The organism is Streptomyces sp. MUSC 14 (assembly GCF_001866675.1).
Lineage (GTDB): Bacteria > Actinomycetota > Actinomycetes > Streptomycetales > Streptomycetaceae > Streptomyces.
Window position 1 is genome coordinate 1 of sequence record NZ_MLYN01000030.1, and the last position, 25,641, is coordinate 25,641.

Consider the following 25,641-nt stretch of genomic DNA (forward strand, 5'->3'; position numbering starts at 1 on the left):
GCGGAGACCGCGGAGGCGACCGCGGAGGCGAGCGCGGCGGAGACCGCGGCGGAGACGGCGGCGGCGACCACTTCGACGACTGACCCCGAACCGACACACCCCGGCCCGCCGCAATCGAGCCGGAAACCACAACCCACACACGCACCACCGGGCCCGGACACCAGGCATCACACCCCTGGCGCCCGGGCCCACACCCATCCCCACACATCCCCCCACACACAGACCAGCCCACCCCCTCCCCTCATCCACTCCTCGGCACATCCCTGCACCAGGCCACTGATATCCACCCATTCGGCCGATAACAGCCGGCAGACCATAACCCCAGGAGATTCACAAACGTTTCACACAACGCGGGCAAGTACCCGCGATCACCTCCGAAAGGCAGACCCCATGAAACGGCCCATCCGCAACAGCGCGATCGCCCTCGCCGTCGCCTCTGGCGCCATGGCCGTCGCAGGACCGGCACACGCCGACTCCACAGCAAACGGCACCGCAACCGGATCCCCCGGCCTGATCTCCGGCAACGCCGTCCAACTACCCGTCCACATCCCCGTCAACATCTGCGGCAACACCATCGACGTCACCGGCCTCCTCGACCCCGCCATCGGCAACACCTGCATCAACTACGAACACACCACCCACACCCGCACACCGAGCCAGACCACAGCCGCCGCCCGCACACAGGACTCACCCGGCGCCATCGCCGGCAACGCCCTCCAACTCCCCCTCCAGCTACCACTCAACGTAAGCGGCAACACAGCCAACCTCGTCGGCGCAGGCAACCCCGCCCTCGCAAACGACTCCTCGAACTCCACGAACACCCCGGTCGACCACCCCAGCCAACCCGCCCGCACCACACCCCCCACCCACTCCACTCCGCCCATCCGCACCACACCCCCCACCAGCCCCGCACCACACAAGGCACCCACGCCACACACCACCCCCAACACCACACACACGACCACGCACAAACACACTGAAAGCTCACTCGCCCAAACCGGCGCTGACGGCACCTGGACAGCCGCTGCCGCAAGCATCACGGCACTCATCGGCGGAGCAACCCTCTACCGCCGCTTCCGCGCACCGACCACACGCTGAGAACGACCCCAGAGCAACACCACGCCCCCGCCCCCGCCAAGCACCCACCGACAAGCACCAGCCTGGCGGTGCAAGACACGCGGCACCGGTGTCACCCGGCGTTGAAAATGCCGACGAACTCTGACGGCGACGCCCCGCCGGTGGGTGTTCGGCGGGGCGTTCGCCGGCGAAGTGTCGCTCTCCTCGGCGAGGTGCCGGTGGATCAGTGCCTCCTGCCGGCCCGGGACTCTGGCCCGAGTCGACCGCCCTGGCCAGGTTGTGCTTCGGGATGCAGGCCGAGGCGCATGCGAACGTAGCGCGCGTTACCTGGACCAGGCCGATGATGTCCGTCCGGCCTCCATCCGTGCCGGGCGTAGAAGGCTTGTGCTCGACTGTTGTGTTCCCATGCCTCCAGCACGCCGGTGTCCAAAGACCCGTCTCGCAGAAACTGCACGAATGCCGCGTGCAGGTGGCTGCCGACGCCGCGTCCCCAACGGCCGGGGCAGACGTGAATCTGGTAGAGCTGCCCCACCGATGAGGCATCGACATCAGCTTCGCATGGAGGGCCCATGGACACGACGCCCACCAACTCGCTCTCTTGTTCCGCACACATCACAGTCCGGTCGTCGGACTGAATGGCACGCAGCCAGCTCTCCTGCCGGCTGGAGAGCATTCCGGCAGAAGCAAGCTCCATGTCCGACAGTCCACCTGCCTGGTAGTACGCCGTGCGAGCCAGAGTGTGCAGGTCAGCAATCCTGTCCACGTCATCAGGGTTCGCAGTGCGCAAGAACGTCCGAGAAGTCGTCACGCTCACGTGACGCACTCGCCTCGATCCGTGGTTCCCCGCTGACGGCAGCCCGGGCGGAGACCTCGTCGACGGGTTCCTACCACTGGCACACAGACGTACCGGCGCACACCGCAGGCTCCAAAGGTCGGACACTGGGCGACAGCCAGCCCCCACACCACACCCCACCACCCTGCGCCTGCACTAAGGAGACCACGGCCGCCACAACCCCTGGCGAGCGTTCCTCGTCAACGGCCGACGCGGACCGGAAGCCCTCGTCCTCCAAGGCGCCCCGAAACCCACCCCCTGGTCACCCGAACAACCCTGGACCACCTTCACCGTGTCCACATTCCTCAGCGTGAACCACCCCACCCAGACCTCCGGCCAATACGAATGCACCATCCACGACTTCTACCGAATCCACCCCCTCACCCCGCAAAGACACCCCCACAGACACCGCCGCCGAATGGAACACCGGCCTCCTGAGCACCCAACGCATCCTCATCGCAACAGGCGGCCTGCTCTTGCTCCTCGGAATGCTCGCCACCGCCTGGCACCGCCGACGCCGCACCGACAGCTCCGACGACTGACACCCCATCCAAAAGACGAACGGAAGCACCTCCGGACCCCGACCTCACACCACGTCAGGAACCCGAGACACCGCCATTCCAGCCGTACCAGCCACCGAACAACCCACCGCCGACAAGAGACCCCAACCACCCACGCCCGGACACCCCCGCGCCCCCACCCACACAACCGTCCCCAACGCGCCACCCAACCGCCGAACACACCAACACGCCATCCCCCACAGCCACATGAACCGCCGGCACACCACCGCCCGCCACTGCTCCACCATCCCCGCCACGCGGACCGGTACCAACACTCGGCACATCCCTCTTTCCCGGCACCTCGTCCGACACCCTCGGCGCCACCACCATCGGCGAACGCACGCCATCACCCGCCCCACGCCTCCCCGCAGAACGCACATGAACCAGCCGCCGCCCACGGTGACGACTCACACCGCCAGAACCACCCGACATGACCGAACGACCCGACACAGCCCGACGGCCGCGGCCCTCTAACCCACCCAGCCCCACAGAAGAACCACCACCCTCCGCAGAACCCGAGCCACCATCAGAGCCCGACGGGCTCGGTGAACCGGACGGGCTCGGCGAAGCAGAAGAACTCGCCGCACCCGACGACGTCGGACGAGGATCACGAGGACACAACACAGCAGGGTCCTTCACCCCGAAACTCAAACCCCACTCCCTGTCGCACCCGCCCCAATACGCCCTCACCCAACCGCAATACGGACCCTCATACCTACGACACGACCAACCCGCCCCTTCCCACCCCGGATCCGCGAACGGCAACCCCGACGACCCACCCGCACCCCATGAAGCCCCCACCGCACTCACCATCCGCACCGGCCCACCCCCAGAACTCCGCGACACCCAATCAGTGAAAAACAACGGCAACCCAATCACCGAAGCAGAAACCGCCACCCCCGCAGCAGCAACAACACACCGAGCCACACGCACGACAACTCCTCCCGACAACACAGCCAGCAAAAGACGCCAACAGACTCTGCGGACAGGTGCCGCCACAGCGAGCGCCGAAGCCGAACATATGCTTTACAGACCACCCAACAATTAACAAACCACCAACCAGACGACCATCCCTCACATAATTCACCCGGAAGGTCGAATCCAGGACTCCCGTACGCCCGGTGGAGTAGTCACAAAGGCTCCCCCCGCAGGACGACCGCGGGTGTGCGGTGGGCGATGCTGTGCGCTGTGACAGCTGATCTTTACCGAGCCGGAGACGGAGACGGACCCGCAGACGGAGATGGCGACGGAGACGGGGGCACCCGACCATCGTCCGCTCCACCGTCAAGCCCTGCCGAGCGCGCGCTCCGGCCACGCCGTGCCTGGCTGCGTCGGTGGCTGCGCCGCGCCGCTCTGGGCTGCGCCGTCGTGCTGGTACTCGTGACGGCGGCCTCGTTCGTCTACAACGGCGTCACGGCCGGGCGCGCCGCGCCGCCGCGGGGGCTCAGGTATGTGCAAGCCGCCGACATCCGCACGCGCTACCAGAGCTGGGGTACGGCCGGCCCACCCGTCGTCCTGGTGCACGGCGCCTTCGAATCCGTGGACACCTGGTCGCGCCTTGCCCCGCTGCTCGCCCGCAATCACCGCGTGTATGCGCTCGACCTGACCGGCGACGGATACAGCGAGCATCACGGCCCCTACACCGTCGACCATTTCACCCGGCAGCTCCTGGGCTTCCTGGACGCCATGCACCTCGGCGGTGCGGGCGAGGCCCCGCTGCTGGTGGGGCACTCCAGCGGAGCCGCCGTAGTCACCGAGGCGGCGTTGCGGGCTCCTGGCCGGCTGGGGGGTGTGATGCTCCTCGACGGCGACGCCCTCGACACGGGTGCCGGGCCGCCGCCGGCCTTCAAGTACGCGCTGATCGACCCGTACCGCACCAGCCTGCTGCGCATCGGGCTCGGCATCGACGCGGTGATCCGCAGCCTGTACGACGCTCAGTGCGGGCCCGCCTGTCCGCACCTGGACGCCGCCGGCCTCGATCAGTGGCGACGCCCGCTGCGGGTAGCCGGCGCGGAGAACGCGCTCTGGAGCATGCTGGCCGCCGGGGTGCCCGGTCTGCCCGCGGATGAGGTGGCCCGGCTCGCCGGGGTGCGCCTACCCAAGTCGGTGGTGTTCGGTGCCCAGGACGACGTGTTCACCCGGCAGACGCCGCAGGAGACCGCGCGACGCATCGGCGCACCGCCTGCAACGCTCATTCCGGGCGCCCGGCACCTGACGATGATCTCCAGTCCTGCGGCGGTCGCAGCGGCGGTAGACAGACTCACGGCGGCATCGACCGCGACCTCCCGGTGACTCCGCCTACCATCGCCCAACCGGCAGGAGAGAACCACAGAGCGTGGGGCTCCGGCCACATGCCCAGCCGGAGCCCCACGCCGTTCAGTACCTATCAGGCAGTACCTGTCGGGAACGCCCTCACGTCCGGCGTACGGCGCGGACGTGAGGGCGGATGCCACGGGCCGGGCGCGAGCCGGGTTCGGCCGCGGCCCGGCGCAGCGATCAGTACTGCTCGGTCTCCATGAAACCCGTGCCCCCGTTGTCGTCGGCGCCGAAGGCGTCCGCGGCGGCCGTGGGGTCGAATCCGGGCGGGCTGTCCTTCAGGGCCAGGCCCATGCCGGCCAGCTTCGCCTTGACCTCGTCGATGGACTTCGCACCGAAGTTGCGGATGTCCAGGAGGTCGGCCTCGGAGCGCGCCATGAGCTCACCCACGGAGTGGACGCCCTCACGCTTGAGACAGTTGTAGGAGCGGACCGTGAGCTCCAGCTCCTCGATCGGCAGCGCGAGGTCGGCGGCCAGGGCGGCGTCCGTCGGGGACGGGCCCATGTCGATGCCCTCGGCGTCGATGTTCAGCTCGCGGGCGAGACCGAACAGCTCGACCAGGGTCTTGCCCGCCGACGCCATGGCGTCACGCGGACGCATGGCCTGCTTCGTCTCGACGTCGACGATCAGCTTGTCGAAGTCGGTCCGCTGCTCGACACGCGTCGCCTCGACCTTGTACGTGACCTTCAGCACCGGCGAGTAGATCGAGTCGACCGGGATACGGCCGATCTCCTGGCCCACCTGCTTGTTCTGCACGGCCGAGACGTAACCGCGACCGCGCTCGACGGTCAGCTCCATCTCCAGCTTGCCCTTGCCGTTCAGCGTGGCCAGGACCAGGTCGGGGTTGTGCACCTCGACACCGGCCGGGGGCGCGATGTCGGCGGCGGTGACCAGACCCGGGCCCTGCTTGCGCAGGTACATCACGACCGGCTCGTCGTGCTCCGAGGAGACGACCAGCTGCTTGATGTTGAGGATCAGGTCGGTGACGTCCTCCTTGACGCCCGGCACGGTGGTGAACTCGTGCAGGACACCGTCGATACGGATGCTGGTGACAGCAGCGCCGGGGATCGACGACAGGAGGGTACGGCGCAGGGAGTTGCCGAGGGTGTAGCCGAAGCCCGGCTCCAGCGGCTCGATCACGAACCGGGAGCGGAACTCGTCGACGACCTCTTCGGTCAACGAAGGACGCTGAGCGATCAGCACGAGGTATTGCCTCCAGATTTTGGCGCCCGCTATCTGACGCCGTAGACACCACAAAGAGTACGGGCCTTGCGGCCTCATAGTGAAGCCGAACCGCCCGGCACCGCCCGTCTGCCGACCGACGAGCAGGCCCAACTCCTACCGAAGTGGAGTCGAACGATGAGCGAGGCAGCCACCAGCACGGGCGGTAGGCGCATACTAGGGGCAATGACAAAGCCTGCTGCACCGAAGCGACACTTGCCCACCAGCCCCTTCAAGGCTCCCGTCACACCGACCCCCAAGCATTTCACCGAAGGCGACCAGGTCACGCACGACGTGTACGGCCTCGGCCGGGTTATCAGCATCGAGGAGGGAATCGCAGCACTCGTGGACTTCGGCTCGGAGCAGGTGCGGGTCCTGAGCCCGTACGCCAAGATGACCAAACTTTAACCGCCCTATACCCGAGCACGACCATTGGCATAGACATCAGCACGCCCCCAGGATCGTCGCGCTGCTGGGGGCACCCCCCATGCTCCATCGCTCGGACCGGCTCCAGACGCTGGCCGACGCGTCGGCCACCGGAGCGGGGTCGGCTGGTTCGGCTGCGGCTGCGGCACGTCCTGCCGCAAGGCCGACGTCGCCAGGCAACTCGGCGCCCGCCCGCTACGCGGACAGCACCTCCGGCACACCGGTCGCCGAGTCTGTCCAGTCACTGGGCGGCGCCAGGGCTGTCCTCGCCACCGCCGAAATCCCCGAAACCGTTCACCACCACCCTGCCCGCCCCCGCTCCCGCCCTCGCGGGGAACTCGCGGTCGTCGGATCCGATGCCACCCCCTTTGGACGTCCCCCGCCCCAACCGCCCACAGGCGACTCCGTCCAGCACGGCATCCGGCCGATGATCGAGATCGTTCTGCTGGCCCGACGTGGACACCGCCTTCCAGACGATGCCGGCCGACGAGGCGCACTGGCCCGTCAGCGATCGCTTCGCCTTGGAAATCCGGTACGGCAGGAGGGCTTGCGGACAAACATCACACAGGCGCGGGCCGGCACACGCGCAGGCGACCGTCAGAACCCAGGGCCGGGCGTTTCCGAGCGATCGGACACCCCGGTCCGCACAACAGGAGGCGATCGACATGGGCGCAGGACCCATTCTTGTCACCGGCGTCGGCGGCACGGTCGGCGGAGTCGGAGACCTGGTTCTCGACCACGTGCGTGCCAACGGGGTGCCGGCGAGGGCTCTGGTGCATCACGACGACGAACGGGCCGCTGCGCTGCGGGCGCTGGACGGCGTGGAGGTGGTGGTCGGCGACCTCACCCGCGGCGCCGACGTGGTCGACGCGCTCTCGGGCTGCCGCCGCGCCTATTTCGGGATGAGCGTGTCCCCCGCGTACCTGGAGGCCGCCACGACGGTCGCGGCGGCCGTCCAGGAGGGTGACGGCCTCGATCTGCTGGTGAGCATGTCGCAGATGACGGTGTCGCAGATGAGCCTCACCAGCGCCACCGAATCCCGGCAGCAGCGACTGCACTGGCTGTCCGAGCATGTCCTCGACTGGTCGGGGGCGCCGGTCGTGCACGTGCGCCCCACCGTCTTCATGGAGAACCCTCTCTTCGCCCAGGTCACCGCCGCCTCGATCCAGCGTGACAGCACGATCCGCCTCCCGTTCGGCTCCGCCCGGACCTCTCCGGTCGCCGCGGCCGACGTGGCGGAGGTGATCGCACACCTTCTGCTCGCCCCGACCGCGCCCTCCCGCCGGGTCTACGAACTGACCGGCGAGCAGTCCCGTGACATGAATGCCATCGCCGCCGAACTCTCCACGGCCCTGGGTCGTACGGTGACCTACGTCGACGTGCCGTACGAGGAGTGGCTGGAGAGCGACCTGAAGCAGGCAGGCCTGCCGCCCCACGTCTTCGAGCACATCGCCACGATGGCCCGGCTCCACCGCGAAAACCGCTACGACCGCGCCACGAACGACATCACCGAACTCCTCGGGCACCCCCCGCTCGGGTTCGACCACCTCCTGAGGAACACACCGGCCCCGTAGCCCCAGATCCGGTCGTGATCTGGACTCGTTTGTCACGGCCTGGTGCGTCGCCGTGCATTACCGTGCATCGCCGTACGATGCCTGGCCGTCGGGCAATGCGTCTGGGGTCCGCCTACCCGAAGAGCTCGGTGCAGACCGTCGGCGCGGTCAGCTGAAGAACGGGCCGTCCACGACGTGGCCCCAGCCACACGGCACGTGCCGCGGCGCCTGCTCGCCTCACGAGGGGGATGTGCGGCTGGAGTTGGAATGCAGTGCTCTGTTGCCAGCTGGGCGACGAACGCACCGATGTACGCGGCCACCTGGTCGGCCACCTCAAGCGGCGAGACGTGCCCGGTGTCCTTCAGGACGGTCAGCGAGGCGGTCGGGGTCACCGACAGCAGGTGATCGGCGAGCACGGTTGGGGGGCGACCCTGACGTGACTGCCCCGAGCACCAACGCCGGCTCCACGATGGCCGAGACACCGGCCGAGACGTCCTGGACCAGGCCCTGGCACGGCCACGCGAGACGGACTTGGTCGCCACCGCGCAGGCCGTCCTCGCCCACCTGCCGGCGCAGTTCGGGACTCAGCCCGCCGTGGGCCAGCATCAGGTCGATGCTCTGAAGAACCGCCTCCTCGTTGTCACAGGCGTGGCCCCTCGGGCCTGCGGGCGGCCGGCATCTGAGCCACCGTGCCGCCCATCGAGTGCGCGACGAGCACATGGCTGGAGCATCCGAGCACGTCGATGACCCGCTGTGCGTCGTCCGCGAGCTGCTCCAGGTCATAAGGCCCCGGCACACTCGTGGAGTCACCCCCATCCGCGGTGGTCGTAGGCCACGGAACCCAGACCGGTCCAGGCGCTGCAACACGGGGATCCAGGCGATTCCACGACACCTTCGGCATCACGACCACGGCACATCGTCGCGCCTTCCAACACCGGGCTTCGAACTGCCCGCTGCGCGCTGCGAGTCAAGATCGATTGTCAGTGGTGCGTGAGACGGTAGGAGCATCGAGTCGGAACGAGAACGAGGGGGAGCTGTCTTGTCCGGAAGCCAGAACTACATCAATCACGTTGCCCTTGTGCTGGATGCCAGTTCGTCCATGTCGCATCTGAGTCGCAAGGTCGTCGAGGTCGCCGACCAGCAGATTGCCTATCTTGCCCGTCGGTCGAGGGAACTGGACCAGGAGACTCGCGTCACCGTGTACGTCTTCGCGGACAAGGTGGAGTGCGTCATCTACGACAAGGACGTGCTGCGGATGCCGTCGCTGAAGCAGTTGTACCGGGTCGGTGGCATGACTGCGCTGCTGGCGGCCGCTCTGAAGTCACAGCGGGAGCTGGCGCAGACGGCTCAACTGTACGGCGACCACAGCTTCTTGACGTTCGTCCTCACCGACGGACAGGAGAACGCAAGTCACCGCTGCTCCGATGCACCTGCCAGGGATCCGCGTGAGCTGGTCGAAGGTGTGGCCAAGATGATGGAGACCCAGGGGGACAACTGGACGCTGGCCGTGCTCGTGCCGGACCAGATGGGCAAGCGCGAGGCCATGCAGTGCGGTTTCCCCAAGGACAACATCGCCATCTGGGACGCCACGAGCACACAGGGCCTGGAGGAGGCCGGGCAGGTCATCCAGCAGGCCACCGAGAAGTTCATGGTGGGTCGCACCCAGGGTATCCGGGGATCGCGGGCGGTGTTCTCCACGGGCGCCGAGGCCGTCAACAAGGACACCATCAAGGCGGCCGGCCTCACCCCGGTGAATCCGTCGCAGTACCAGCTGATCCCGGTGACTCGCGACGCGGCGATCCGGGACTGGGTCGTGGCCAGTGGACACACCTACCGCACCGGTGGTGCGTTCTACCAACTGAGCAAGTCCGAAAAGGTCCAGGCGCGGAAGCAGATCGCGGTGCTGGAGAAGAAGACGGACCGGGTGTACACAGGACCTGAGGCCCGGGCCCTGCTGGGCCTGCCGGACGAGGAAGTTCGCGTCAAGCCGGACCACAACGACGACTTCACCATATTCGTGCAGAGCACCAGCGTGAACCGGAAGCTCGTCCCGAACACACGGCTCCTACTCATGGTCTGACGCCCCGAGGCCCACTGGACGGCCTGCGCGCCGGAGGCGACGACCCTGTGCACCGGCCGGTGTGTAGTGACTGTCCTGCCGCCCCGGCCGGCGCCCTCGACATCCCGCCCACACGGAACACCGCGCCCGAACGGGCCTATGGACGCCGGAACTTGGCTCGGCCCCCGGGCCGGTTGAGGCGCCCCCCTCATACCCTGCGAACTGAACCACGACAGCGTCACCGAGCCGCGTCGTACCACTCCCGCCACAACCAGGGCGCAGAAAGCAGGACAGGAAGCAGTGGCCGGACGCGGCCCGCCAGGACGGCTTGAGTCTGGTCCCCGGGGGGCAGGGGCCCTCAAGGTCTTTCGAGGGCGCCTGTCGCGTCCCGGGGCATGCCGGGGATCGGGGGCGTGTGCGTCGCGATGGCAGCCGGTCACGGGCGCGCGTCCAGGTCGTCGAGGCGTGATTCGTGGCGCATCAGGCCGCTCTTCCCAAGGAGCCCGGCATCCGTCGAGGGAGTCACCGGCGGCGGTGGGAACGTACCGCGGATGGTCTGGCGAACCGCCGAGCGTCCGCACGGGATGTCCCGGGGAAGGTGTGGGCAGGAGCGGCGGCAGGCGGTCCCCCGTCCGCAGCCGCAATCCGGGATCCAGGACGGGAGCGCTTCCGCCGCGCCGGACGCCTGGTCCGCTTCAGCGGGCAGGGCCCGACCACCTGGTTCACGGACAGCGTCGTGCCGAGCGCTTCCCCACCTACCGTTCCGCACCGCGCGGCCGGGGCGGACGGACAGGCCTCCGGCATGACGGCGGGCAACCGGCCGCTCCTCCCTGGAAACGGGTGCCGGACCAGCGGCCCGGCGGTGAGCGTGAGCGCCCGGCCCCACGACCTACCAGCCCCGGTGGCGATGTCGGATGGGTACGCGGTCCGGCGGGGAGGAGACACGGTCCGCCGTGCACCGAGGCAACGGCGCTTGATCCACAACCACGCCCGGGCACCCCTCAGGCAGCGGGACGTCGGCCTCAGCCGACCACCGCGTCCTGCCGGATACATCCAATGGAGGACGTTACATCCTGTTTGTTCTGCGCTCGGTGTGACCTCCTCCATTGCGGCTGGCGTGTCGAAACTGTGAGCCTTCGCGCGGGAGCAGTCACCAAAGAAGCCGAACAATTCTCCGAGTAACCGTTATCGGCGCCGCACCCAGCGGTCTCCCAGATATCGGACAGCACCGTTCGGCGTCGAGCACAGGGAAGTTTTGATGAGTACACAGCGCACGGAGGAGACGGCGGCACTGGTGAACGCCGCCCGAGCGGGAGATCCGGCGGCCCAGGACGCCCTGGTCAGCGCCTACCTCCCGCTGGTCTACAACATCGTGGGGCGGGCACTGAACGGCTCCATCGATGTCGACGACGTGGTCCAGGAGACCATGCTCCGCGCCCTCGACGCGCTCGGTGATCTGCGCACCCCCGAGAGCTTCCGCTCCTGGCTCGTGGCCATCGCCATGAACCGCGTGCGGGCATACCGGCACAACCGGCAGTTCGCCCCCGCCGACGTCGAGGAAGCCGGTGAACTCGCCGACCCGGGCGCCGACTTCGTGGACCTGACCATCATGCGACTCCAGCTGTCCGGGCAACGGCAGGAAACCGCCCGTGCCACCCGCTGGCTGGAGCCGGACGACCAGGAGGTGCTGTCGCTGTGGTGGCTGGAGTGCGCCGGTGAACTGACCCGTGCCGAGGTCGCCACGGCCCTGGAACTGTCACCCCAGCACGCCGCTGTCCGCGTGCAGCGGATGAAGGCACGCCTCGAAGCGGCCCGCGTGGTGGTACGGGCACTCGACACACGCCCGCTGTGCGAGGACCAGCGTGCCCTGCTGGCCACCTGGGACGGCCTGCCCTCGGCGCTGTGGCGCAAACGAATAGCGCGCCACGCCCGGGACTGCGCGCGCTGCGGCGGTCTGTGGCAGGGCCTGCTGCCCGCCGAGGGCCTGCTGGCCGGACTGGCCCTGGTCGCGGTGTCGTCGGCGCTGCTCGCCGCCACCCGTTCGTCTGTCGCCGCGGCCCTGGCCGCGGCAACCACCCCGTTCCCGGCGCAGCCGTACCCCGCCCCGGCTGATGCCGGCGCGGGGTACGGCGTCCCCTCCGCTGCCGAGCCGTACACGGGCGGCGGCTATGCGGCCGCTCGTCCGGGCTCCGGTCCGAGCGACGCAGCACCGGCCTCCGCGTCCGGCGAAGGCCCGGGCGGCGCCGGGCACCGTGCGACGCCCGGCCGCCAGGCGTCCCGCAGCAAGGCCCGGCAGCGCCGACGCATACGACGGCGAGCCGCCGGCACGGCCGTCGCGGTGGCGGGCCTGGCGGGCGCCTGCATCTGGTACGCCGGCTCGAACCCCGCACCGCACACCGCTGCCGCCGCCCGCTCCGCCGACGACCCGTCCGTCGACGCCGCGAAGCCCGACGCGGCACCGGCCTCGTCCTCGTCCGCGGCCTCCCCGTCCCCCTCCCCGGCCCACACGAAGAAGAAGAGCCCCGTCAGGAAGAGCCCCCGCCCCGCCAGGACGACCGGCACACCTGCTCCCCGACCGTCCGTCACCACCAGCGCTCCCGTCCCGCCGCAGGCACCGCCGGCGGCCTCCGGAGAGGTCGCCCAGGTCATCGCGCTGGTGAACCAGCAGCGAGCGGCCGCCGGATGCTCGCCGGTCAGCGAGAACGCGGATCTGGACAAGGCCGCCCAGGGTCACTCCGACGACATGGCCGCCCGCAACTACTTCGATCACGTCAGTCCGGACGGCACCGACCCCGGACAGCGCATCACCGCGGCGGGCTACCACTGGTCGACATACGGCGAGAACATCGCCAAGGGCCAGTCGACCCCGCAGGCCGTGATGGACGCGTGGATGAACAGCCCCGGCCACCGCGCCAACATCCTCAACTGTGCCTTCAAGGAACTGGGCGTGGGTGTCAACAAGGCCTCCGGCGGTCCACTGTGGACCCAGGACTTCGGCGCCAAACTCTGACAGGCCTCTGATCGTGGGTCGGCGCGCGCCGGACAGTCCGGTCGCCCGACCCACAAGGCCGGGACATGGTCCTGCCAGCCCTGCACTCGGGATCCGGGACTGCCTCCACGAGCTGCGGTCCCGGCTCAACTTCCGTGATCGGTAACGCCGGGCCATCCGGTCCCCGCATGGTGCCGGGTGCCATAGGAACTCCCTATGCCCCCTGCTGATATTTCGTCTTTGCCTCTCAATCTTTTCTCTACGTACCGTGAAGCAGCTCGCCGAGATGTCCAGCGAGATTCCATTTACACGATCGAGAGGACCGATGGCATGACGACGATCGACAACGGATCGGGAACGCGAGAACTCAAGGGAAAGCGAGCCTTGGTCACGGGTGGTTCTCGCGGAATCGGAGCAGCCGTCGTGCGCCACCTGCTGGACGCGGGTGCCGAGGTGCTCACGACCGCCAGGTCGGCGACGGGCACAGTGCCGGAGGGGGCCACCCTGGTGGCGGCCGACGTCCGGACACGTGCCGGTTCGGAGACGCTCGCCGCGGCCGCGCAGGAAGTGCTCGGCGGGGTGGACGTCCTGGTCCACAACGCGGGTGGGGCACGACCGTACAAGGACGCTTCGGCCATTCCCGACGAGGAGTGGCAGGACGCGCTGGACCTGAACTACCTGGCATCGGTTCGGCTGGACTCGCTGCTCGTACCGGGGATGCGGGAGCGGCGCTCGGGGACGATCGTGCACGTCTCCTCGGCCGTGGTCCCCACCCCGGTCGGCCCGTTCCTGCACTACACGGCGGCGAAGGCGGCGCTGGAGAACTACAGCCGGGGACTGGCCTCGGAGCTGGCCCCGTTCGGGATCCGGGTCAACACCGTGACTCCCGGCAAAGTCGCCACGCCCGGCGGCGAGGCAACTCGGGAGCAGTGGGCGCGCCTGGACCCGACGCAGGGCGGGAACACCGCCACCGTGCCGTTGGGGCGCGTCGGCCAACCCGACGACATCGCGCACGCGGTGTTGTTCCTCGTGTCCGACAGGGCGAGCTGGCTGACCGGGAGCAATCTCGTCGTGGACGGCGGCGAATTCCCCAGGGGGTGACGCCGCCGGATTTCCGGAATACGTCGTCCAACAAAGGGAATTCAGCAGCGCCTGCTTCCTTCCGGGCCGTCAGGAAACCGGTGAGAAGAAAGCGGACTCGGACCACGTCTCCTGACGCAGGAATTCGAGCAGGGCCGTCTCCGCCGGGCCCGCGCCGGCCCTGAGAACGGCGATGACGGGCTGGGACACGACCGGGAACACCGGGCGCACGAGGTGCTCATGACCGTGCGGCACCACGGAGGCCGGGACGAGTGTCACCCCCAGCCCGTGGGCCGCCCAGCGCACGGCCGTCGCCGTCTGGGACACGCGGGCGACCGTGGTCGGGGCCAGATCGTTCTCCCGCAGCACGTTCAGCAGCACGCCGTCGAGCGCGCTGTCGCGGTCGAACCGCACCCACGGCTCCCCCTCCAGCTCGCGCAGCTCGACCCGGTCCGCGGCGAGCTGCCGGTGCCCGGGGCCCAGCACCACGACGAACTCCTCGTCGCCGAGGTGGTGGGCGTCGGCCGGGCTCCGCTCGCACGCCGCCATCAGGGCGAGGTCCAGCACCCCCCGGCGGCACAGCCGCTCCAGCTCTGCGGAGCTCGGCTCCTCGAAGACGGTGACCTCCAGCCGCGGGTAGCGGTGGCGCAGCGCGCTCAGCGCGCCTGGCAACTGCCGCGTGCCGAAGCCCAACTGTGCCGCGACCACCAGCTCGCCCACCAGTTCATCGGCGCCGGCCCGCGCCGTCGCCCTCGCCCGCCGCGCCGCGCTGACCGCAGCCTCCGCCTCCCGCAGGAACGCGCGGCCGACCACGGTGGGCACCAGCCCGGTCGGGGTGCGGGCGAACAGTTCCACGCCGAGTTCCCGCTCCAGGTTACGGATCTGCTGGGACATCGACGGTTGGGCGACGTGCAGCAGCTCCGCCGCCGCCGTCACCGAGCCCTCCGCGGCGACGGCCAGGGCGTACTCGAACTGACGAAGGCTCATCGGCTCCCGTTCCCTCCCCGCGGCGGACCGCGAACCCGTCCGCTGTCAACGTCGTCATGGTAAGTGAGCAGGACGACGAGTCGCACTGTAGGGCAGCGAGGGCAGACCACCGTGGTGCCGAGGTCGCGCACCGTATCTGATGGCCGTTCAGCGGGCGGTGCCGGGGATCTCGGCTGCGAGGACGTCGGTTGATTCGATCGTCGGCGGGTGCGCGAACGGTTCCTGGAGCGGGGCGGAGGCGGAGTGCCCTCCGCACGACGGCGCCCGGTTCTCGCGCGGTGCCGGCCTCGCGCACGGCTGTGCGCGAGGCCGGCCGGTCCTGGGTCAGTGCCACGTCCCGTCGACCTCGACGCCGTTGCGGTCCCAGACCACCACCTGGCTCTGGTATCCGGGGCCGTCGTAGTACCAGGCGCTGGCGTCCGAACCGTTGGTGGTTATCTCGCGCGGGAAATCGCCGATGAAGCCCGTCGTCCCGTTGTGATCACGCCGGATCCCGGCCCAGCAGCCCGCCGAACCACCGTCGGTGTAGAACCGCATGTAGTCGTGGGCGAGTGAGCCCTGAAGCTCCACCTGCTCGTAGACGTGGCAGGTGACGTCCTGGTTGATCGCATAGCCCGCGGCACTGGCCGGAAGCGCCAGGGCCGCGGTGACGGCGCCTGCGCCCACCAGCATGACGCACAACCGTCGAGCGGTCCGCATCTTCAGCATTCCTCTTCCCTCCCGTAGGCAATGCGACGTCGCCCTGAGCCAGGGCAGAGGACTCGTCTCGCATCCCCCGCGCCGTCGCATCGGTCGGCCTTTCGACGCCCTCAAGCTACGGCGCGGGCACGGGACGGCGCTTTGGCGCCGAGTGCCTGGATTCTTGTCGCTGAGGCACCGTCGCAGGGTTGTGGCGGTAGTCCTTGGGCGAGGCGCCGTAAGCCGAGCGGAAGGCCTTGGTGAAGGTCGGGTGGTCCTTGGAACCCCAACGGGTCGCGATCAGGTGGATCGGCACGGTGTGCAGTGCCGGATCGGCGAGGTCATGGCGGGCGTATTCCAGACGTTGTCGGCGGATCCAGGCAGCGACAGTGGTCTCGCGGGTCCGGAACAGGCGGTGCAGGTGGCCGATCGAGATGTGATGGGCGGCAGCGACGGTTTCCGGCGACAGCTCCGGATCACCCAGATGCTGTCGGACGAATCTCTCGATGCTCAGCATCAGCGTTCTTCGGCGCGAGTCGCCCGGCACCGCGCCGTCCGCTTCGAGATGGTGGGCGACCAGGTCAGCAGGTCCTGGGCAAGCACGCCGAGCCGGGGCAGGTCCTGGGGCCGGTAGGCGGTGGAGCCCGAGGTGACATCGGTGAGGAACCGCGTCAGCAGCCCCTCGAACCCCGCTCCCGTCGGTAGCGGTCGCGCCAGCCGCCTCTCCAGCCCGTCGGCGGGTAAGCCCAGCAGCGCCCGGGGGATGTGGGCACGCAGCAGCCTCGTCGCCCCGCCGCCCTGCGAGAACCGGATACGGAACGGCTGCGAACTGTCGTACAGAACCGGCTCATCGGCGCCCACCGCCCTGTCGCGCCCGGCCTGGCTGACCACCAGCCGGCCGTTCAACGGCACGATGACCGAGCACAGTTCGGGGTCGGCCCGCCGGATCAGCTCCGGCGTCCGCAGCACCTCGCACGGCGAGACCGCCAGTCCCACCACGTTCACCGCCCCGAGGTCCAGCATGCGCACCGTCGCCCGGAACCGCTCCGGGGTGTCGCTGATCACCCGCATGGGGTGCGCGTCGTTGGCCCAGAGTTCGTCCACGGCGGCAAGCCGGTCCTGCGCCGGCAGATCCCCACTGCGGAACACCGCCTCACTCAGCATGCGCATCCCCCACCATCGGTCATGACCCCGGCAGTTACCACCGAACGGCCCGTCAACCGCAGGCCGATGGACAGGCGACAAACAGGGGCTTCGGCGGCGGAGTCCAGAGGTCGGCGTGCTGGGCGAGGGTCTGGCCGATGTGGGCCGAGCGCCAGGCGATGGTGCTGAACGGCGGCGGTTCCGGTACCGGGAACGCCCAGTCCGGTGTGGTCGTGCCGGCGCGTGCGGCGCGCAGGGACCAGCAGCCGTCGGCCGGCTCCCAGACGGTCAGCCGGCCCGGTGGGGTTCACGGGTTCGGGGTTGCGGCCGGATGCGGCGGCCACTCGACCGCCGCGTCCATGTCCGAGCCGGCGCGGTGTTCGCAGTCCAGGCCTGTGCTACGGCTGCCCTGTGCCGCCGTTGACGCATTCGGAGAAGTGAGTGCCCCTGCCCACTCCGGTGATCGAAGCGAGTGCGCAGAACAGCGTACGGCCCGTGTCCACGGACGGCGCTGTGGCGACGCTACCGGCGTCGCCGCTGTCGGCATGGGCTGGAGCGGCCACGGCGATGGTGGCCAAGGCGAGCGCGGCGGTGGTGATGATCTTTCGCATAACCCGGCAACGATCTCGACAGCCAAGGGGACACGGAGCGGTGCCGATCAGCCCGAGGGGGAGACCCGTCCGGCGGAGGTTCCCCTGTCCGACGAGCCCGGAGGGCGGGCCGGGTCGCTGCGGATCCCGGTTCATGTCCCTGTCCCGCACCAGCCGTTCGGGCGCACACGGGCTTCCGTCGTTCGTGGACGGCAGCGGCAGTCACCCGTTTGCCCGAGTGGCCCTCCCTGAAAACGTCGTCGGCGGCGGCTTCGCTGGCGACATAGGCACCCACGACAACGATCTCCGTGAGGAGGGGTCATGCCACCCCGTACGCTCATCAAGCCGACCGCCGGGTCGGTGGCCGCGCTGCTGCTGGTGACGGGCGCCGGACTGCTGGCTGCCTGCGGCGCCCGGACGAGCAGGGCCGTCGGCGGCGGCACGGACGTGGTCGCGGCGCAGGCCGCCTTCCCGGATAAGCACCTTCAGTATCCCGTACGGACCACGGACGCGGACTGGCAGCCGGTCGCCGCGGCCCTGGGCCGCACCGGAACACTGGCGGGGAGCGTCGTCTACGGCATTCCGCTGCTCCGCACGGATCTCGACGTCACCACCGAGGGCGTCACGTTGAAACCGGGCATGTTGCTCGGCGGCTACGCGGCCTTCGCCCAATACCACGACGGCACCATGCTCATGGGCGATCTGGTCGTCACCGAGGACGAACTGCCCAGGGTCACCGACGCCTTGCAGGCCGCCGGCATCGACCAGACCGCCCTGCACAAGCACCTGCTCCAGCAGTCCCCGCCGATCTGGTGGGCCCACCTCCACGCCATGGGCGACCCGTTGAAGCTCGCCAGGGGTCTGAAGTCCGCGCTCAACGCCACGGCCATCCCGCCCGCTTCGCCGCCTCCGGCCACTGAGCCGCCCGTCGACCTGGACACGGCGGGCATCTCCAGGGCACTCGGCCGCAAGGGCACGGCCGAGGGCGGCATCTACAGGTTCACCATCGCCCGTCACCAGAGCGTCGATGACGGCACCCACGTACTGCCGGCCGCCCTCGGCCTGACCACCGGCATCAACTTCCAGCCCCTCGGCGGTGACAAGGCCGCCGTCGACGGCGACTTCGTCATGACCGCACCGGAGGTGCAGCACGTCATCCGGGCGCTGCGCAGGGGCGGCATCGACATCGTCGAGCTGCACAACCACTCCCTGGACGACCGGCCCCGGCTGTTCTACCTGCACTTCTGGGCAGCCGCCGACGCAGTCACCCTGGCCAGGGCACTGCGCCCGGCCCTGGACGCGACCGCACCGGCGCCCGCGTCATGACCAGCTGGGCCGGGCCGACTTCGGCCGGGCCCGCATGTGGCTTTCGACGAGCGTCGGACTCGGCGTGATCCTGTGGCTGCTGACCAGCACTGCCCGGCGCGTGGGTCGCCGAAGTGTCTATGCGGCCCGTGGCGGCGGTGCGGTGCCGTTGCGCCGGCCCGACGGCTACGTCACGGAAGAGGCGCTGCATCTGTACGAGATGGTCAACACATCTCCCTTCGACGCCCTGGACGATGCGTGTGAACTCCACGTCATGGAACTCTGGGAACGTTGCGACGAGGCGGTGGACCCGTACATCACGGCCGTACGCAAGGACAATCCGGTGGCGGCCCTGTTCCACGGTCTGGGCCCGCCGCGGGCCCGGAGGTTGCCGGGCCGGGTGGGCGACGTGGTCCTGACCGCCGCCTGGGTGCGTGCCCAACGTGGAGTGCGCCGAGGCCGTGCTCGCGCTGTCCGGAGCGCGGCGCGAGCAGGCGATGGGCCGCATCGACCAGCCGCTGCGGGTGTGGAGACAGGCCGCTGTCTCGGGGCTGGGCCTGCTCTCTTCCCGCATCTGGTTCTGAGATGGGTTCACCCGAGGCGGGCGACCGGGGCCGCTGAGCCGGTGTCACGCCGCTTGCCGGGCGGAGGCCTGATCTCTCTCCTCCGCCCGGCGTAAGGCCACGGCAGGGCCCTACGCCTCGGGCAGTGGCTGGACGGTCAGGTGGTAGTCCTGAAGGATCCTGCCGTCGTCGTCGAGGACGAGGAAGACCCGGGCGGCCCAGGCCACTTGGCCCAGCTGGGTACCCGTGGCGTACGTCAGCCGGATGGTGAGCATGACGATGTCGTCGTGGACGGTGACGTGGTCGTCGTGCGTGACGTGGTAGGTGCCGGACGCGACGAACAGCCCGTACGCCTCCGCGACCCGGTCGGCCAGTGCGTCGTGGCCGCGGAACCGGGTGCCCTCGACGAACTCGACGCCATCCGGGGCCCACAGCTCGGCGACGGCGCGCCGGCGTGCGGCAGCGTCCGCCTCGCTCCAGAGGGCGACGTAGCGACCGACGACCTGGTCGACATCGATGGCGGTGGTGATCTGCGACATGGAGATCCGTTCCCTTGCTCGGTGTGTGGCGGCCCGGTTCCGGCCGTGGGCATCAGGCTTCCGGCGTCCGTCGGGGGAGAGTCAAGGCGCGGACTCCGCCGGACTCTCCCCCTGCGGGAGGCCGCACAATCGACGGGTGACGAGCCACCTGACGATCGGCGACTTCTCCCGAGCCACCCACATGACCGTGAAGACCCTGCGGCACTACCACGAGATCGGGCTGCTGGAACCCGCCGATGTCGATCCGCGCAGCGGGTACCGGCGCTACTCGGCCGAGCAGATCCCCACGGCCCAGATCGTGCGCCGCTTCCGCGACCTCGGGATGCCTCTGGACGAGATCAGGACGGTCCTGGCCGCCTCCGACGTGCCCACCCGCAATCGGCACATCAGTGCGCATCTGCACCGGCTGGAGGAGGAACTGGGCCGCACCCAGCGTGCCGTGGCGGCACTGCGCGACCTCCTGTCGCCACCCGTCTCCGCCGACTCCCCCGGTATCGAGTTGCGCAGCGTGGGCGCCGTCCGGGCCGCGGCGATCACGGCGACGGTCGAGGTCCAGGACATCGCAGCCTGGTTCCAGGGCGCCCTCGGCGAGCTGTTCGCGACCGTGGCGAGCCAGGGGCTGCAGGAGACCGGGCACGCCGGCGGCGTGTACGCGGACGAGCTGTTCACCGTGCACCGGGGAGAGGCGACCGTCTTCGTGCCCTGCGAAGGCCCCCTCCGGCCGGTCGGGCGGGTCGAGCCGCTGCTCGTGCCACCGGCCGAACTCGCCGTGATCGAGCACTGCGGGCCGCCCTCGGAAGTCGACCGCGCCTACGGCACCCTGGCCGCCTACGTCGCACGGCACGCACTCGCCGTCCAGGGCCCGATGCGCGAGTACTACTTGCACGGCCGGCGCCACACCCCCGACAGCACCCGGTGGCGGACCGAGGTCTGCTGGCCCGTCTTCCGCACCGGCACCACCGCCGACCCCACGTAGCACCGCGGACGCCCAGGGGGGCCTGCATGCATGCGTGGAGGGCGCCGAAGGCGCGACGGGACGGCAGTGGTGATCTTCCACAACTGGCGGGCGGACACCGGGAGTTGAGCTACGTCGTCAGCCGAACCACCGCGTGAGGGCCGCTTCGAGGGGGGTGCGGTCGGCGGTGGACCAGGCGATGTAGCCGTCGGGCCGGATCAGCAGGGCCTCGACGCCGTCGACGTCCTCGTCGGTCTTCGCCCTGACGTGCCCGACCCGGTCGGAGCGGTCCCCCACGGCCCTGTGCCTGCCGTCGAACGAGAGCAGCAGGCCCCGGCCGGAGTGCATCAGCCGGCTCACCCGGGTCGGGCCGGCCTCGGTGGTCAGTTCCAGGTCGATCATGCGAGGGCCCAGCCCGGGGTACTGGATGTCGAGGCCGGACATCATGCCCGAGATGTACCTGTTGGTGTCGGGCAGGCGCAGCAGCTCCGTCGCGAGGGCGCGGACGGCCGCGAGCTCCTCGTCCTGGGCGGGGTTCGTGAGCACGGCCTGGGCGCGGGTGTGCGCCAGCACCCGCGCCGCGACCGGGTGCCGTTCGTCGTGATAGCTGTCCAGCAGGCCGGCGGGTGCCCAGCCGCGCACGTCGGCGGCCAGTTTCCAGCCCAGGTTGACCGCGTCCTGGACGCCCAGATTCACGCCTTGGCCGCCGATCGGCGCGTGGATGTGTGCCGCGTCCCCGGCGAAGAACACCCGCCCTTCGCGGTAGCGCTCGACCTGCCGGACGGCGTCGCTGAACCGGGACGCCGCCCGCAGCTCACCCAGTTTCGTCTCCGGCCCGTAGACGGCGAGCAGTGCCTCGCACACCTCGTCGGCGGCGACGGGGGTCTCGCGGTCCGGGCCGTCGCCGGAGAGCTTGCCGAAGAGCAGCCGGTACCGCTCGTCGCCGTCGAGGGGGTGCAGGATGGTGAAGTAGCCGCCGCCGGACCGGGGGTACTGGCTGAAGTGCCCGTGGCCCGTGGGGACCGTGTCGGAGCGGGACGCGAGGGTGAGGTCCGCCGCCACGGCGGACATCCGGCCGGGCCTTCCGGGGAAGGGGACGCCCAGGGCGGCCCGAACCGAACTGTGCGCGCCGTCGCATGCGACGAGGTAGCTGCCGCGTATCCCGCCGACCGTGACGCCGTCCGCGTCCTGCTCGACGGCGGACACCTCGTGTCCGCGGAGTACGGGCACGCCCTGTCCGAAGAGGCGCTGTTCGAGGAAGGCCTCGAGCCGGGCCTGCGGGAGCGTGACCGGGTACGGGTGCCGGGTGCGCCAGGGACGGCAGTCCAGCTCGACGGGCAGCATGGCGAAATGTCCTCCGTGCGCGTTGCGGGACGGAGCGTCCGCCAGCACGGGGTCCAGTAGTCCGCGCAGGTCGAGCACCTCCGCTGTGCGCGGCTGCAGTCCACCCGCCCGGGACTGGGGACTGCGCGCACGCTCCCTTTCCAGGACGACGACCGGCACGCCGGCCAGTGTCAGCTCGTAGGCCAGCATCAGCCCGGTCGGACCGGCGCCCACCACGATGATCTCGGTTCGCACGACACCTCCTGAAGTGCACTCAGTGCAAGAATGCACTCAGTCTACCATGGAGTAGACTGAGTGCATGGATCAGCGGATGGGCCTGCGGGAAAGCAAGAAGGAACGCACACGGGAGACGATCTCGGCGACAGCGATCCGGCTGTTCCTCGCCGAGGGCTTCGACCAGGTCTCGATCACCGAGATCGCGGCGGCGGCGGAGGTCTCCCGGCGGACCCTCTTCGCGTACTTCCCGACGAAGGAAGACCTCGTCCTGCACCGGTTCGCCGACCACGAGAGCGAAGCGGCCCGCATCGTGCGCGCCCGTCCCGTCGGCCTGCGCCCGCTCGACGCGCTGCGCGAAGCGCTGCTGGACGCACTGGCGCGACGCGATCCGAACACCGGCCTGAACGACACGCCCGAGGTCGTCGCCTTCCTGACGATGGTCATCGACACGGAGAGCCTGGCGGCGCGGCTGACGCGGTACATGTCCCGCGGGATCGAGGCGCTGACCGAGGCGCTGCGGGAGGCCGGCACCGATCCGCTCGTCGCGCGCCTCATGGCCGCCCAGGTGATCGTGGTGCAGCGGCAACTGGCCGACATGAACCATGTGTGTCTGACGGACGGTGAGTCCGCCGACGAGCGCTACCCGGAGGCGGTCCGAGCGGCCCGCCTGGCGTTCGACCTCCTCGACCACGGCCTGGCGGCCCGTCGCACAGGTACGGAACGGCCCTGAAGGAGGGTGGATGAAGACCCGAACACCGATGGCCCGAACAAGCCGCGCCTCGGCGCGCGTCGGCCCCTGCCCGGTGCCCGGGCGCCGGGCCTCGCGGCCTGAGTCACCCTCGGCGGTGGAGCCGTAGGGCCAGGGCCGGGCACTGGTTGACGGCGCGGCGGGCGCCGTGTTCCTGCCAGGGGGCGACCGGGACGGAGTTGGAGGTGGGGTAACCGTGCGGACCGAGACGCATCAGGTCGGGCGCCAGCACGGCACACAGACCATGGCCGGTGCAGCGGGACCAGTCCACCTCCAGCCGGGCGCCCTTCTCGGGCGGGAGGGGCAGTACGCCGCGTACGGGACGGCCGCAGCCGGCGCCGGACAGGTGGGCGTCGAGGTCCTCGGAGAAGACCTCCAACGCGGTGAGCAGGAAGCGGGCCGTGCCGTCCGGATGCGAGCAGGCGCCACCGCCCTGGGCCGCAGCGAGGGCACGCCGGGCGTCCTCCAGCACCGCGGGTTCGGCGGCACCGGCGGCCAGCACACCCATGGCTTCGGCGGCTTCGGGCAGGCCACGTTTGCAGGGTCCGCACTGGCCGGCGGACTCGGTCGCCAGCCAGGCCGCGATCCGGGCGATCTCGCCGAGCGGGCAGGTGTCGTCGGGGAGCGCGGCGATCGCGCCCGCGCCGAGGGTTCCGCCGAGGTCGGCGAGTCCGGCGCGGGAGAGCGGCGCGTCGACGGCGTCCCACGGGCGCAGCCAGCCGCCGTGGTAGCCGCCCACCAGCACGCCGGCGCCCGGCTGAAGGCCGCAGGCGTCCAGCACCGGGCCCAGCGGGGTGCCGGTCGGGACCTCGACCACCAGCGGTTCGGCGACCGGCCGGTTGACGGTGAGGAGGACCGTGCCGGGTTCGGAGGCGGTGCCGAGGGCGGCGTAGGCGTCGGGTCCGAGCCGGGCCGCGACGGCGAGCTGGGCCCAGCTCTCGGCGTTGGCGAGCAGCGTCGGGCGGCGACGCACCCCGCCCGGTCCGCCGTCGGCCGCGCGGGCCTTCACCGGCGCCGGAACCACCGGCAGGCCGTTGACACCCCGGATCAGGGCGCCCGATTCGCCGGAGATGAAGCGCTCGGGCAGGCATACGGTCCGGGCCGGGCACGGAAGTTCACGCTCGGCGAGGGCGGCGGGGACCGCTGTCTCGCCGGGGCTGCCCGCGGCGACGCCGATCACGATCTCCTCGGCGCCGAACGCGGCCGCGGCCAGGCAGGCGCCGTCCAGTACCAGGTGCGGAGTGCGGCCGAGCAGCGTCTTGTCCTTGGCGCTGGCCGGTTCGCCCTCGGCACCGTTCACCACGACGACCGGCGGTGCGCCGGTGCGGTCGGCGGTGGCGAGCACGGCCTGGGCCTTGCGGGCGAACGGGAAGCCGGCTCCGCCGCGACCGGACAGGTCGAGGGCTTCGGCCAGGGCGAGCAGGGCGTCCCGGTCCGGCACGGGAAGTGGCGAGTGGACACGGGTGTGGGCGGCGAGATCCAGGTGCGGGTGGCGGTCCAGGCCGGCGGTCAGCCGGGCCGAGTCCAGCCAGCGCACCTCGGGCAGCTTCAGCGGGGCGTCTCTCACTCGCCGCTCCTCGGCTGGGCCAGGCGCAGTGACCAGGACCCGGGTCTCGCCGCGTGCTTGGGCTGTCCGGGTACGCCGTCACTCGGTACCGAGCGGCGAGCCTCCGCCGTCGGCGCCGCGGGCCGGGCGATGGGGCGGCCGACGGTGACGGGCCGGGCAGAACGAGTGGACAGGGCAGCCAGTGCGGCCGGGTCGAAGTCGGCGGGCCGGTATGCCTTGGCGCCGCGCCGTCGTCGGCTCCGGGTTCGGTGGCGGCCCAGGTAGGAAAGGGAACGGACGAGCAGTGCGAGTGCCACCAGGGCCGCGCACAGGCCGTACCCCCAGAGCACCCACGCGTGCGCCGTGCGTCCCGCCGTCAGCCCGTGCGCCAGTGAGATGGGCCAGCAGACGTACGCCGTCGAGTGCAGCACCCGCCACAGCCAGGCGCGGCGGCGGCCGGCGAACCGGCCGCGGAGCACGCCGGTGGCCATGATCAGGACGAGCAGATCGGTTGCGACGGTGCCCAGGCTCACGGCGACGGCGGCACCGCCGGTGAAGGGGGCCACCGCGGTCTGGGGAGCGGCGTGCCGTTCGGCGACCTTGACCGCGATGTGGGTGGCGAGGAAGCCGAGCGCGGCGACGGCGCACGCCCGGTGCACCGACTGGACGGCGACCCGCAGTCGAGGGGTCAGCACCAGCCGGTCGGTGGCGGCGAGGCCGCACACCAGCACGGCCGTCAGCGAGAGCAGGGTGAAGACGCCGGCGAAGTAGTCCAGGAAGGCCATCAGCCGGCCGACCGCTCCGGCCCACACTGCGCCCACCCCGGGACGGGCGAGCAGGGCGACGCTGGACATGGGGCACCTTTCATCCTCGTGACTTCCTCGTGCGCGGGCTTCCAGCCGCACGACAGCGCA

The 25,641-nt window shown here is 70.3% G+C and carries 24 protein-coding genes; 11 read left to right on the forward strand and 13 right to left on the reverse strand.

Annotated features, from left to right (window positions below; genetic code table 11):
* Nucleotides 1–390: 390 nt before the first annotated feature.
* Nucleotides 391–1,098: a chaplin gene (locus tag BIV25_RS20195; protein ID WP_071373760.1), complete on the forward strand. Its 708-nt coding sequence runs from the start codon at nt 391–393 to the stop codon at nt 1,096–1,098.
* A gap of 202 nt (nt 1,099–1,300) precedes the next feature.
* Here BIV25_RS20195 and BIV25_RS47205 read toward each other — a convergent pair whose 3' ends face one another.
* The gene (locus BIV25_RS47205; RefSeq protein WP_371273047.1) at nt 1,301–1,771 is read right to left on the reverse strand and encodes an N-acetyltransferase family protein; all 471 of its coding nucleotides are present in this window, start codon (nt 1,769–1,771) and stop codon (nt 1,301–1,303) included.
* A 2,066-nt stretch (nt 1,772–3,837) separates the two neighbouring features.
* On the opposite strand from BIV25_RS47205, the gene BIV25_RS20200 reads away from it, so the two are divergent.
* Nucleotides 3,838–4,761: an alpha/beta fold hydrolase gene (locus tag BIV25_RS20200; RefSeq protein ID WP_071373761.1), complete on the forward strand. Its 924-nt coding sequence runs from the start codon at nt 3,838–3,840 to the stop codon at nt 4,759–4,761.
* A 204-nt stretch (nt 4,762–4,965) separates the two neighbouring features.
* Here BIV25_RS20200 and BIV25_RS20205 read toward each other — a convergent pair whose 3' ends face one another.
* On the reverse strand, nt 4,966–5,988 hold the full coding sequence (locus BIV25_RS20205) for a DNA-directed RNA polymerase subunit alpha (RefSeq protein WP_071373762.1): 1,023 nt from the start codon (nt 5,986–5,988) through the stop codon (nt 4,966–4,968).
* 204 nt (nt 5,989–6,192) lie between these two features.
* Here BIV25_RS20205 and BIV25_RS20210 point away from each other — a divergent pair, with 204 nt between their 5' ends.
* Complete coding sequence (locus BIV25_RS20210; RefSeq protein WP_071373830.1) at nt 6,193–6,414, forward strand: hypothetical protein; 222 nt, start codon at nt 6,193–6,195, stop codon at nt 6,412–6,414.
* A gap of 259 nt (nt 6,415–6,673) precedes the next feature.
* On the opposite strand, the gene BIV25_RS50390 is transcribed toward BIV25_RS20210, so the two are convergent.
* Nucleotides 6,674–7,099, reverse strand: a complete 426-nt coding sequence (locus BIV25_RS50390) for a hypothetical protein (RefSeq protein ID WP_143076662.1) — start codon at nt 7,097–7,099, stop codon at nt 6,674–6,676.
* On the opposite strand from BIV25_RS50390, the gene BIV25_RS20220 reads away from it, so the two are divergent.
* The gene (locus tag BIV25_RS20220) at nt 7,098–8,006 is read left to right on the forward strand and encodes an NAD(P)H-binding protein (RefSeq protein WP_071373764.1); all 909 of its coding nucleotides are present in this window, start codon (nt 7,098–7,100) and stop codon (nt 8,004–8,006) included. The genes BIV25_RS50390 and BIV25_RS20220 overlap by 2 nt on opposite strands.
* Before the next feature lie 619 nt (nt 8,007–8,625).
* Here the strand turns inward: BIV25_RS20220 and BIV25_RS49355 are convergent.
* The gene (locus BIV25_RS49355) at nt 8,626–8,886 is read right to left on the reverse strand and encodes an alpha/beta fold hydrolase (protein WP_143076663.1); all 261 of its coding nucleotides are present in this window, start codon (nt 8,884–8,886) and stop codon (nt 8,626–8,628) included.
* 138 nt (nt 8,887–9,024) lie between these two features.
* Here BIV25_RS49355 and BIV25_RS20225 point away from each other — a divergent pair, with 138 nt between their 5' ends.
* The 3 genes from BIV25_RS20225 to BIV25_RS20235 all read left to right on the forward strand — a co-directional run bounded on the left by BIV25_RS20225 (nt 9,025) and on the right by BIV25_RS20235 (nt 14,134).
* A complete protein-coding gene (locus BIV25_RS20225; RefSeq protein ID WP_071373765.1) occupies nt 9,025–10,065 on the forward strand; it encodes a vWA domain-containing protein in 1,041 nt (346 codons plus the stop codon).
* A gap of 1,237 nt (nt 10,066–11,302) precedes the next feature.
* Nucleotides 11,303–13,054, forward strand: coding sequence for a sigma-70 family RNA polymerase sigma factor (locus BIV25_RS20230; RefSeq protein WP_071373766.1), 1,752 nt, complete (start codon nt 11,303–11,305; stop codon nt 13,052–13,054).
* A 309-nt stretch (nt 13,055–13,363) separates the two neighbouring features.
* Nucleotides 13,364–14,134 carry an SDR family oxidoreductase gene (locus BIV25_RS20235; RefSeq protein WP_071373767.1) on the forward strand — a complete coding sequence of 257 codons (771 nt, stop codon included), beginning with the start codon at nt 13,364–13,366 and terminating at the stop codon, nt 14,132–14,134.
* Nucleotides 14,135–14,203: 69 nt separating this feature from the next.
* On the opposite strand, the gene BIV25_RS20240 is transcribed toward BIV25_RS20235, so the two are convergent.
* The 5 genes from BIV25_RS20240 to BIV25_RS20260 all read right to left on the reverse strand — a co-directional run bounded on the left by BIV25_RS20240 (nt 14,204) and on the right by BIV25_RS20260 (nt 17,532).
* Nucleotides 14,204–15,100 (reverse strand): LysR family transcriptional regulator, encoded by an 897-nt coding sequence (locus tag BIV25_RS20240; protein WP_071373768.1) that lies wholly within the window; start codon nt 15,098–15,100, stop codon nt 14,204–14,206.
* A 324-nt stretch (nt 15,101–15,424) separates the two neighbouring features.
* A complete protein-coding gene (locus BIV25_RS20245; protein WP_177235344.1) occupies nt 15,425–15,799 on the reverse strand; it encodes a hypothetical protein in 375 nt (124 codons plus the stop codon).
* 115 nt (nt 15,800–15,914) lie between these two features.
* Complete coding sequence (locus tag BIV25_RS52930) at nt 15,915–16,295, reverse strand: helix-turn-helix transcriptional regulator (protein WP_071373770.1); 381 nt, start codon at nt 16,293–16,295, stop codon at nt 15,915–15,917.
* On the reverse strand, nt 16,295–16,948 hold the full coding sequence (locus BIV25_RS52935) for a hypothetical protein (RefSeq protein ID WP_071373771.1): 654 nt from the start codon (nt 16,946–16,948) through the stop codon (nt 16,295–16,297). The genes BIV25_RS52930 and BIV25_RS52935 overlap by 1 nt, the downstream gene beginning before the upstream one ends.
* Nucleotides 16,949–17,319: 371 nt before the next feature.
* Complete coding sequence (locus BIV25_RS20260; RefSeq protein WP_071373772.1) at nt 17,320–17,532, reverse strand: hypothetical protein; 213 nt, start codon at nt 17,530–17,532, stop codon at nt 17,320–17,322.
* Between the two features lie 300 nt (nt 17,533–17,832).
* On the opposite strand from BIV25_RS20260, the gene BIV25_RS20265 reads away from it, so the two are divergent.
* Together BIV25_RS20265 and BIV25_RS51150 are read left to right on the forward strand one after the other, a co-directional pair.
* Nucleotides 17,833–18,837, forward strand: coding sequence for a DUF1259 domain-containing protein (locus BIV25_RS20265; protein WP_071373773.1), 1,005 nt, complete (start codon nt 17,833–17,835; stop codon nt 18,835–18,837).
* 413 nt (nt 18,838–19,250) lie between these two features.
* Nucleotides 19,251–19,400 (forward strand): hypothetical protein, encoded by a 150-nt coding sequence (locus tag BIV25_RS51150; RefSeq protein ID WP_177235345.1) that lies wholly within the window; start codon nt 19,251–19,253, stop codon nt 19,398–19,400.
* A gap of 110 nt (nt 19,401–19,510) precedes the next feature.
* Here the strand turns inward: BIV25_RS51150 and BIV25_RS20270 are convergent, their stop codons facing one another.
* Nucleotides 19,511–19,918: a nuclear transport factor 2 family protein gene (locus BIV25_RS20270; protein ID WP_071373774.1), complete on the reverse strand. Its 408-nt coding sequence runs from the start codon at nt 19,916–19,918 to the stop codon at nt 19,511–19,513.
* Nucleotides 19,919–20,054: 136 nt separating this feature from the next.
* Between BIV25_RS20270 and BIV25_RS20275 the strand changes: the two genes are divergently transcribed.
* Nucleotides 20,055–20,894 carry a MerR family transcriptional regulator gene (locus tag BIV25_RS20275; protein ID WP_071373775.1) on the forward strand — a complete coding sequence of 280 codons (840 nt, stop codon included), beginning with the start codon at nt 20,055–20,057 and terminating at the stop codon, nt 20,892–20,894.
* A 117-nt stretch (nt 20,895–21,011) separates the two neighbouring features.
* Here the strand turns inward: BIV25_RS20275 and BIV25_RS20280 are convergent, their stop codons facing one another.
* Nucleotides 21,012–22,451: an FAD-dependent monooxygenase gene (locus BIV25_RS20280; protein WP_071373776.1), complete on the reverse strand. Its 1,440-nt coding sequence runs from the start codon at nt 22,449–22,451 to the stop codon at nt 21,012–21,014.
* A 64-nt stretch (nt 22,452–22,515) separates the two neighbouring features.
* Here BIV25_RS20280 and BIV25_RS20285 point away from each other — a divergent pair, with 64 nt between their 5' ends.
* A complete protein-coding gene (locus tag BIV25_RS20285) occupies nt 22,516–23,163 on the forward strand; it encodes a TetR family transcriptional regulator (RefSeq protein ID WP_071373777.1) in 648 nt (215 codons plus the stop codon).
* Between the two features lie 103 nt (nt 23,164–23,266).
* Here BIV25_RS20285 and BIV25_RS20290 read toward each other — a convergent pair whose 3' ends face one another.
* Entirely contained in the window at nt 23,267–24,748 is a 1,482-nt protein-coding gene (locus tag BIV25_RS20290) for an NADH-quinone oxidoreductase subunit NuoF family protein (RefSeq protein ID WP_071373778.1), read from the reverse strand.
* Entirely contained in the window at nt 24,745–25,581 is an 837-nt protein-coding gene (locus BIV25_RS20295) for a hypothetical protein (RefSeq protein ID WP_071373779.1), read from the reverse strand. Before BIV25_RS20295 ends, BIV25_RS20290 begins: the two co-directional genes overlap by 4 nt.
* Nucleotides 25,582–25,641 lie beyond the last annotated feature (60 nt).

Coding starts and splice junctions, on each gene's coding strand:
- BIV25_RS20295 (WP_071373779.1), bottom strand. CDS start 25,581: ATGTCCAGCGTCGCCCTGCTCGCCCGTCCCGGGGTGGGCGCAGTGTGG.
- BIV25_RS20285 (WP_071373777.1), top strand. CDS start 22,516: ATGGATCAGCGGATGGGCCTGCGGGAAAGCAAGAAGGAACGCACACGG.
- BIV25_RS50390 (WP_143076662.1), bottom strand. CDS start 7,099: ATGTCGATCGCCTCCTGTTGTGCGGACCGGGGTGTCCGATCGCTCGGA.
- BIV25_RS20260 (WP_071373772.1), bottom strand. CDS start 17,532: ATGCGAAAGATCATCACCACCGCCGCGCTCGCCTTGGCCACCATCGCC.
- BIV25_RS20220 (WP_071373764.1), top strand. CDS start 7,098: ATGGGCGCAGGACCCATTCTTGTCACCGGCGTCGGCGGCACGGTCGGC.
- BIV25_RS20230 (WP_071373766.1), top strand. CDS start 11,303: ATGAGTACACAGCGCACGGAGGAGACGGCGGCACTGGTGAACGCCGCC.
- BIV25_RS20240 (WP_071373768.1), bottom strand. CDS start 15,100: ATGAGCCTTCGTCAGTTCGAGTACGCCCTGGCCGTCGCCGCGGAGGGC.
- BIV25_RS20195 (WP_071373760.1), top strand. CDS start 391: ATGAAACGGCCCATCCGCAACAGCGCGATCGCCCTCGCCGTCGCCTCT.
- BIV25_RS20270 (WP_071373774.1), bottom strand. CDS start 19,918: ATGTCGCAGATCACCACCGCCATCGATGTCGACCAGGTCGTCGGTCGC.
- BIV25_RS20235 (WP_071373767.1), top strand. CDS start 13,364: ATGACGACGATCGACAACGGATCGGGAACGCGAGAACTCAAGGGAAAG.
- BIV25_RS47205 (WP_371273047.1), bottom strand. CDS start 1,771: ATGGAGCTTGCTTCTGCCGGAATGCTCTCCAGCCGGCAGGAGAGCTGG.
- BIV25_RS20210 (WP_071373830.1), top strand. CDS start 6,193: ATGACAAAGCCTGCTGCACCGAAGCGACACTTGCCCACCAGCCCCTTC.
- BIV25_RS20265 (WP_071373773.1), top strand. CDS start 17,833: ATGCCACCCCGTACGCTCATCAAGCCGACCGCCGGGTCGGTGGCCGCG.
- BIV25_RS52935 (WP_071373771.1), bottom strand. CDS start 16,948: ATGCGCATGCTGAGTGAGGCGGTGTTCCGCAGTGGGGATCTGCCGGCG.
- BIV25_RS49355 (WP_143076663.1), bottom strand. CDS start 8,886: ATGCCGAAGGTGTCGTGGAATCGCCTGGATCCCCGTGTTGCAGCGCCT.
- BIV25_RS20245 (WP_177235344.1), bottom strand. CDS start 15,799: ATGCGGACCGCTCGACGGTTGTGCGTCATGCTGGTGGGCGCAGGCGCC.
- BIV25_RS52930 (WP_071373770.1), bottom strand. CDS start 16,295: ATGCTGAGCATCGAGAGATTCGTCCGACAGCATCTGGGTGATCCGGAG.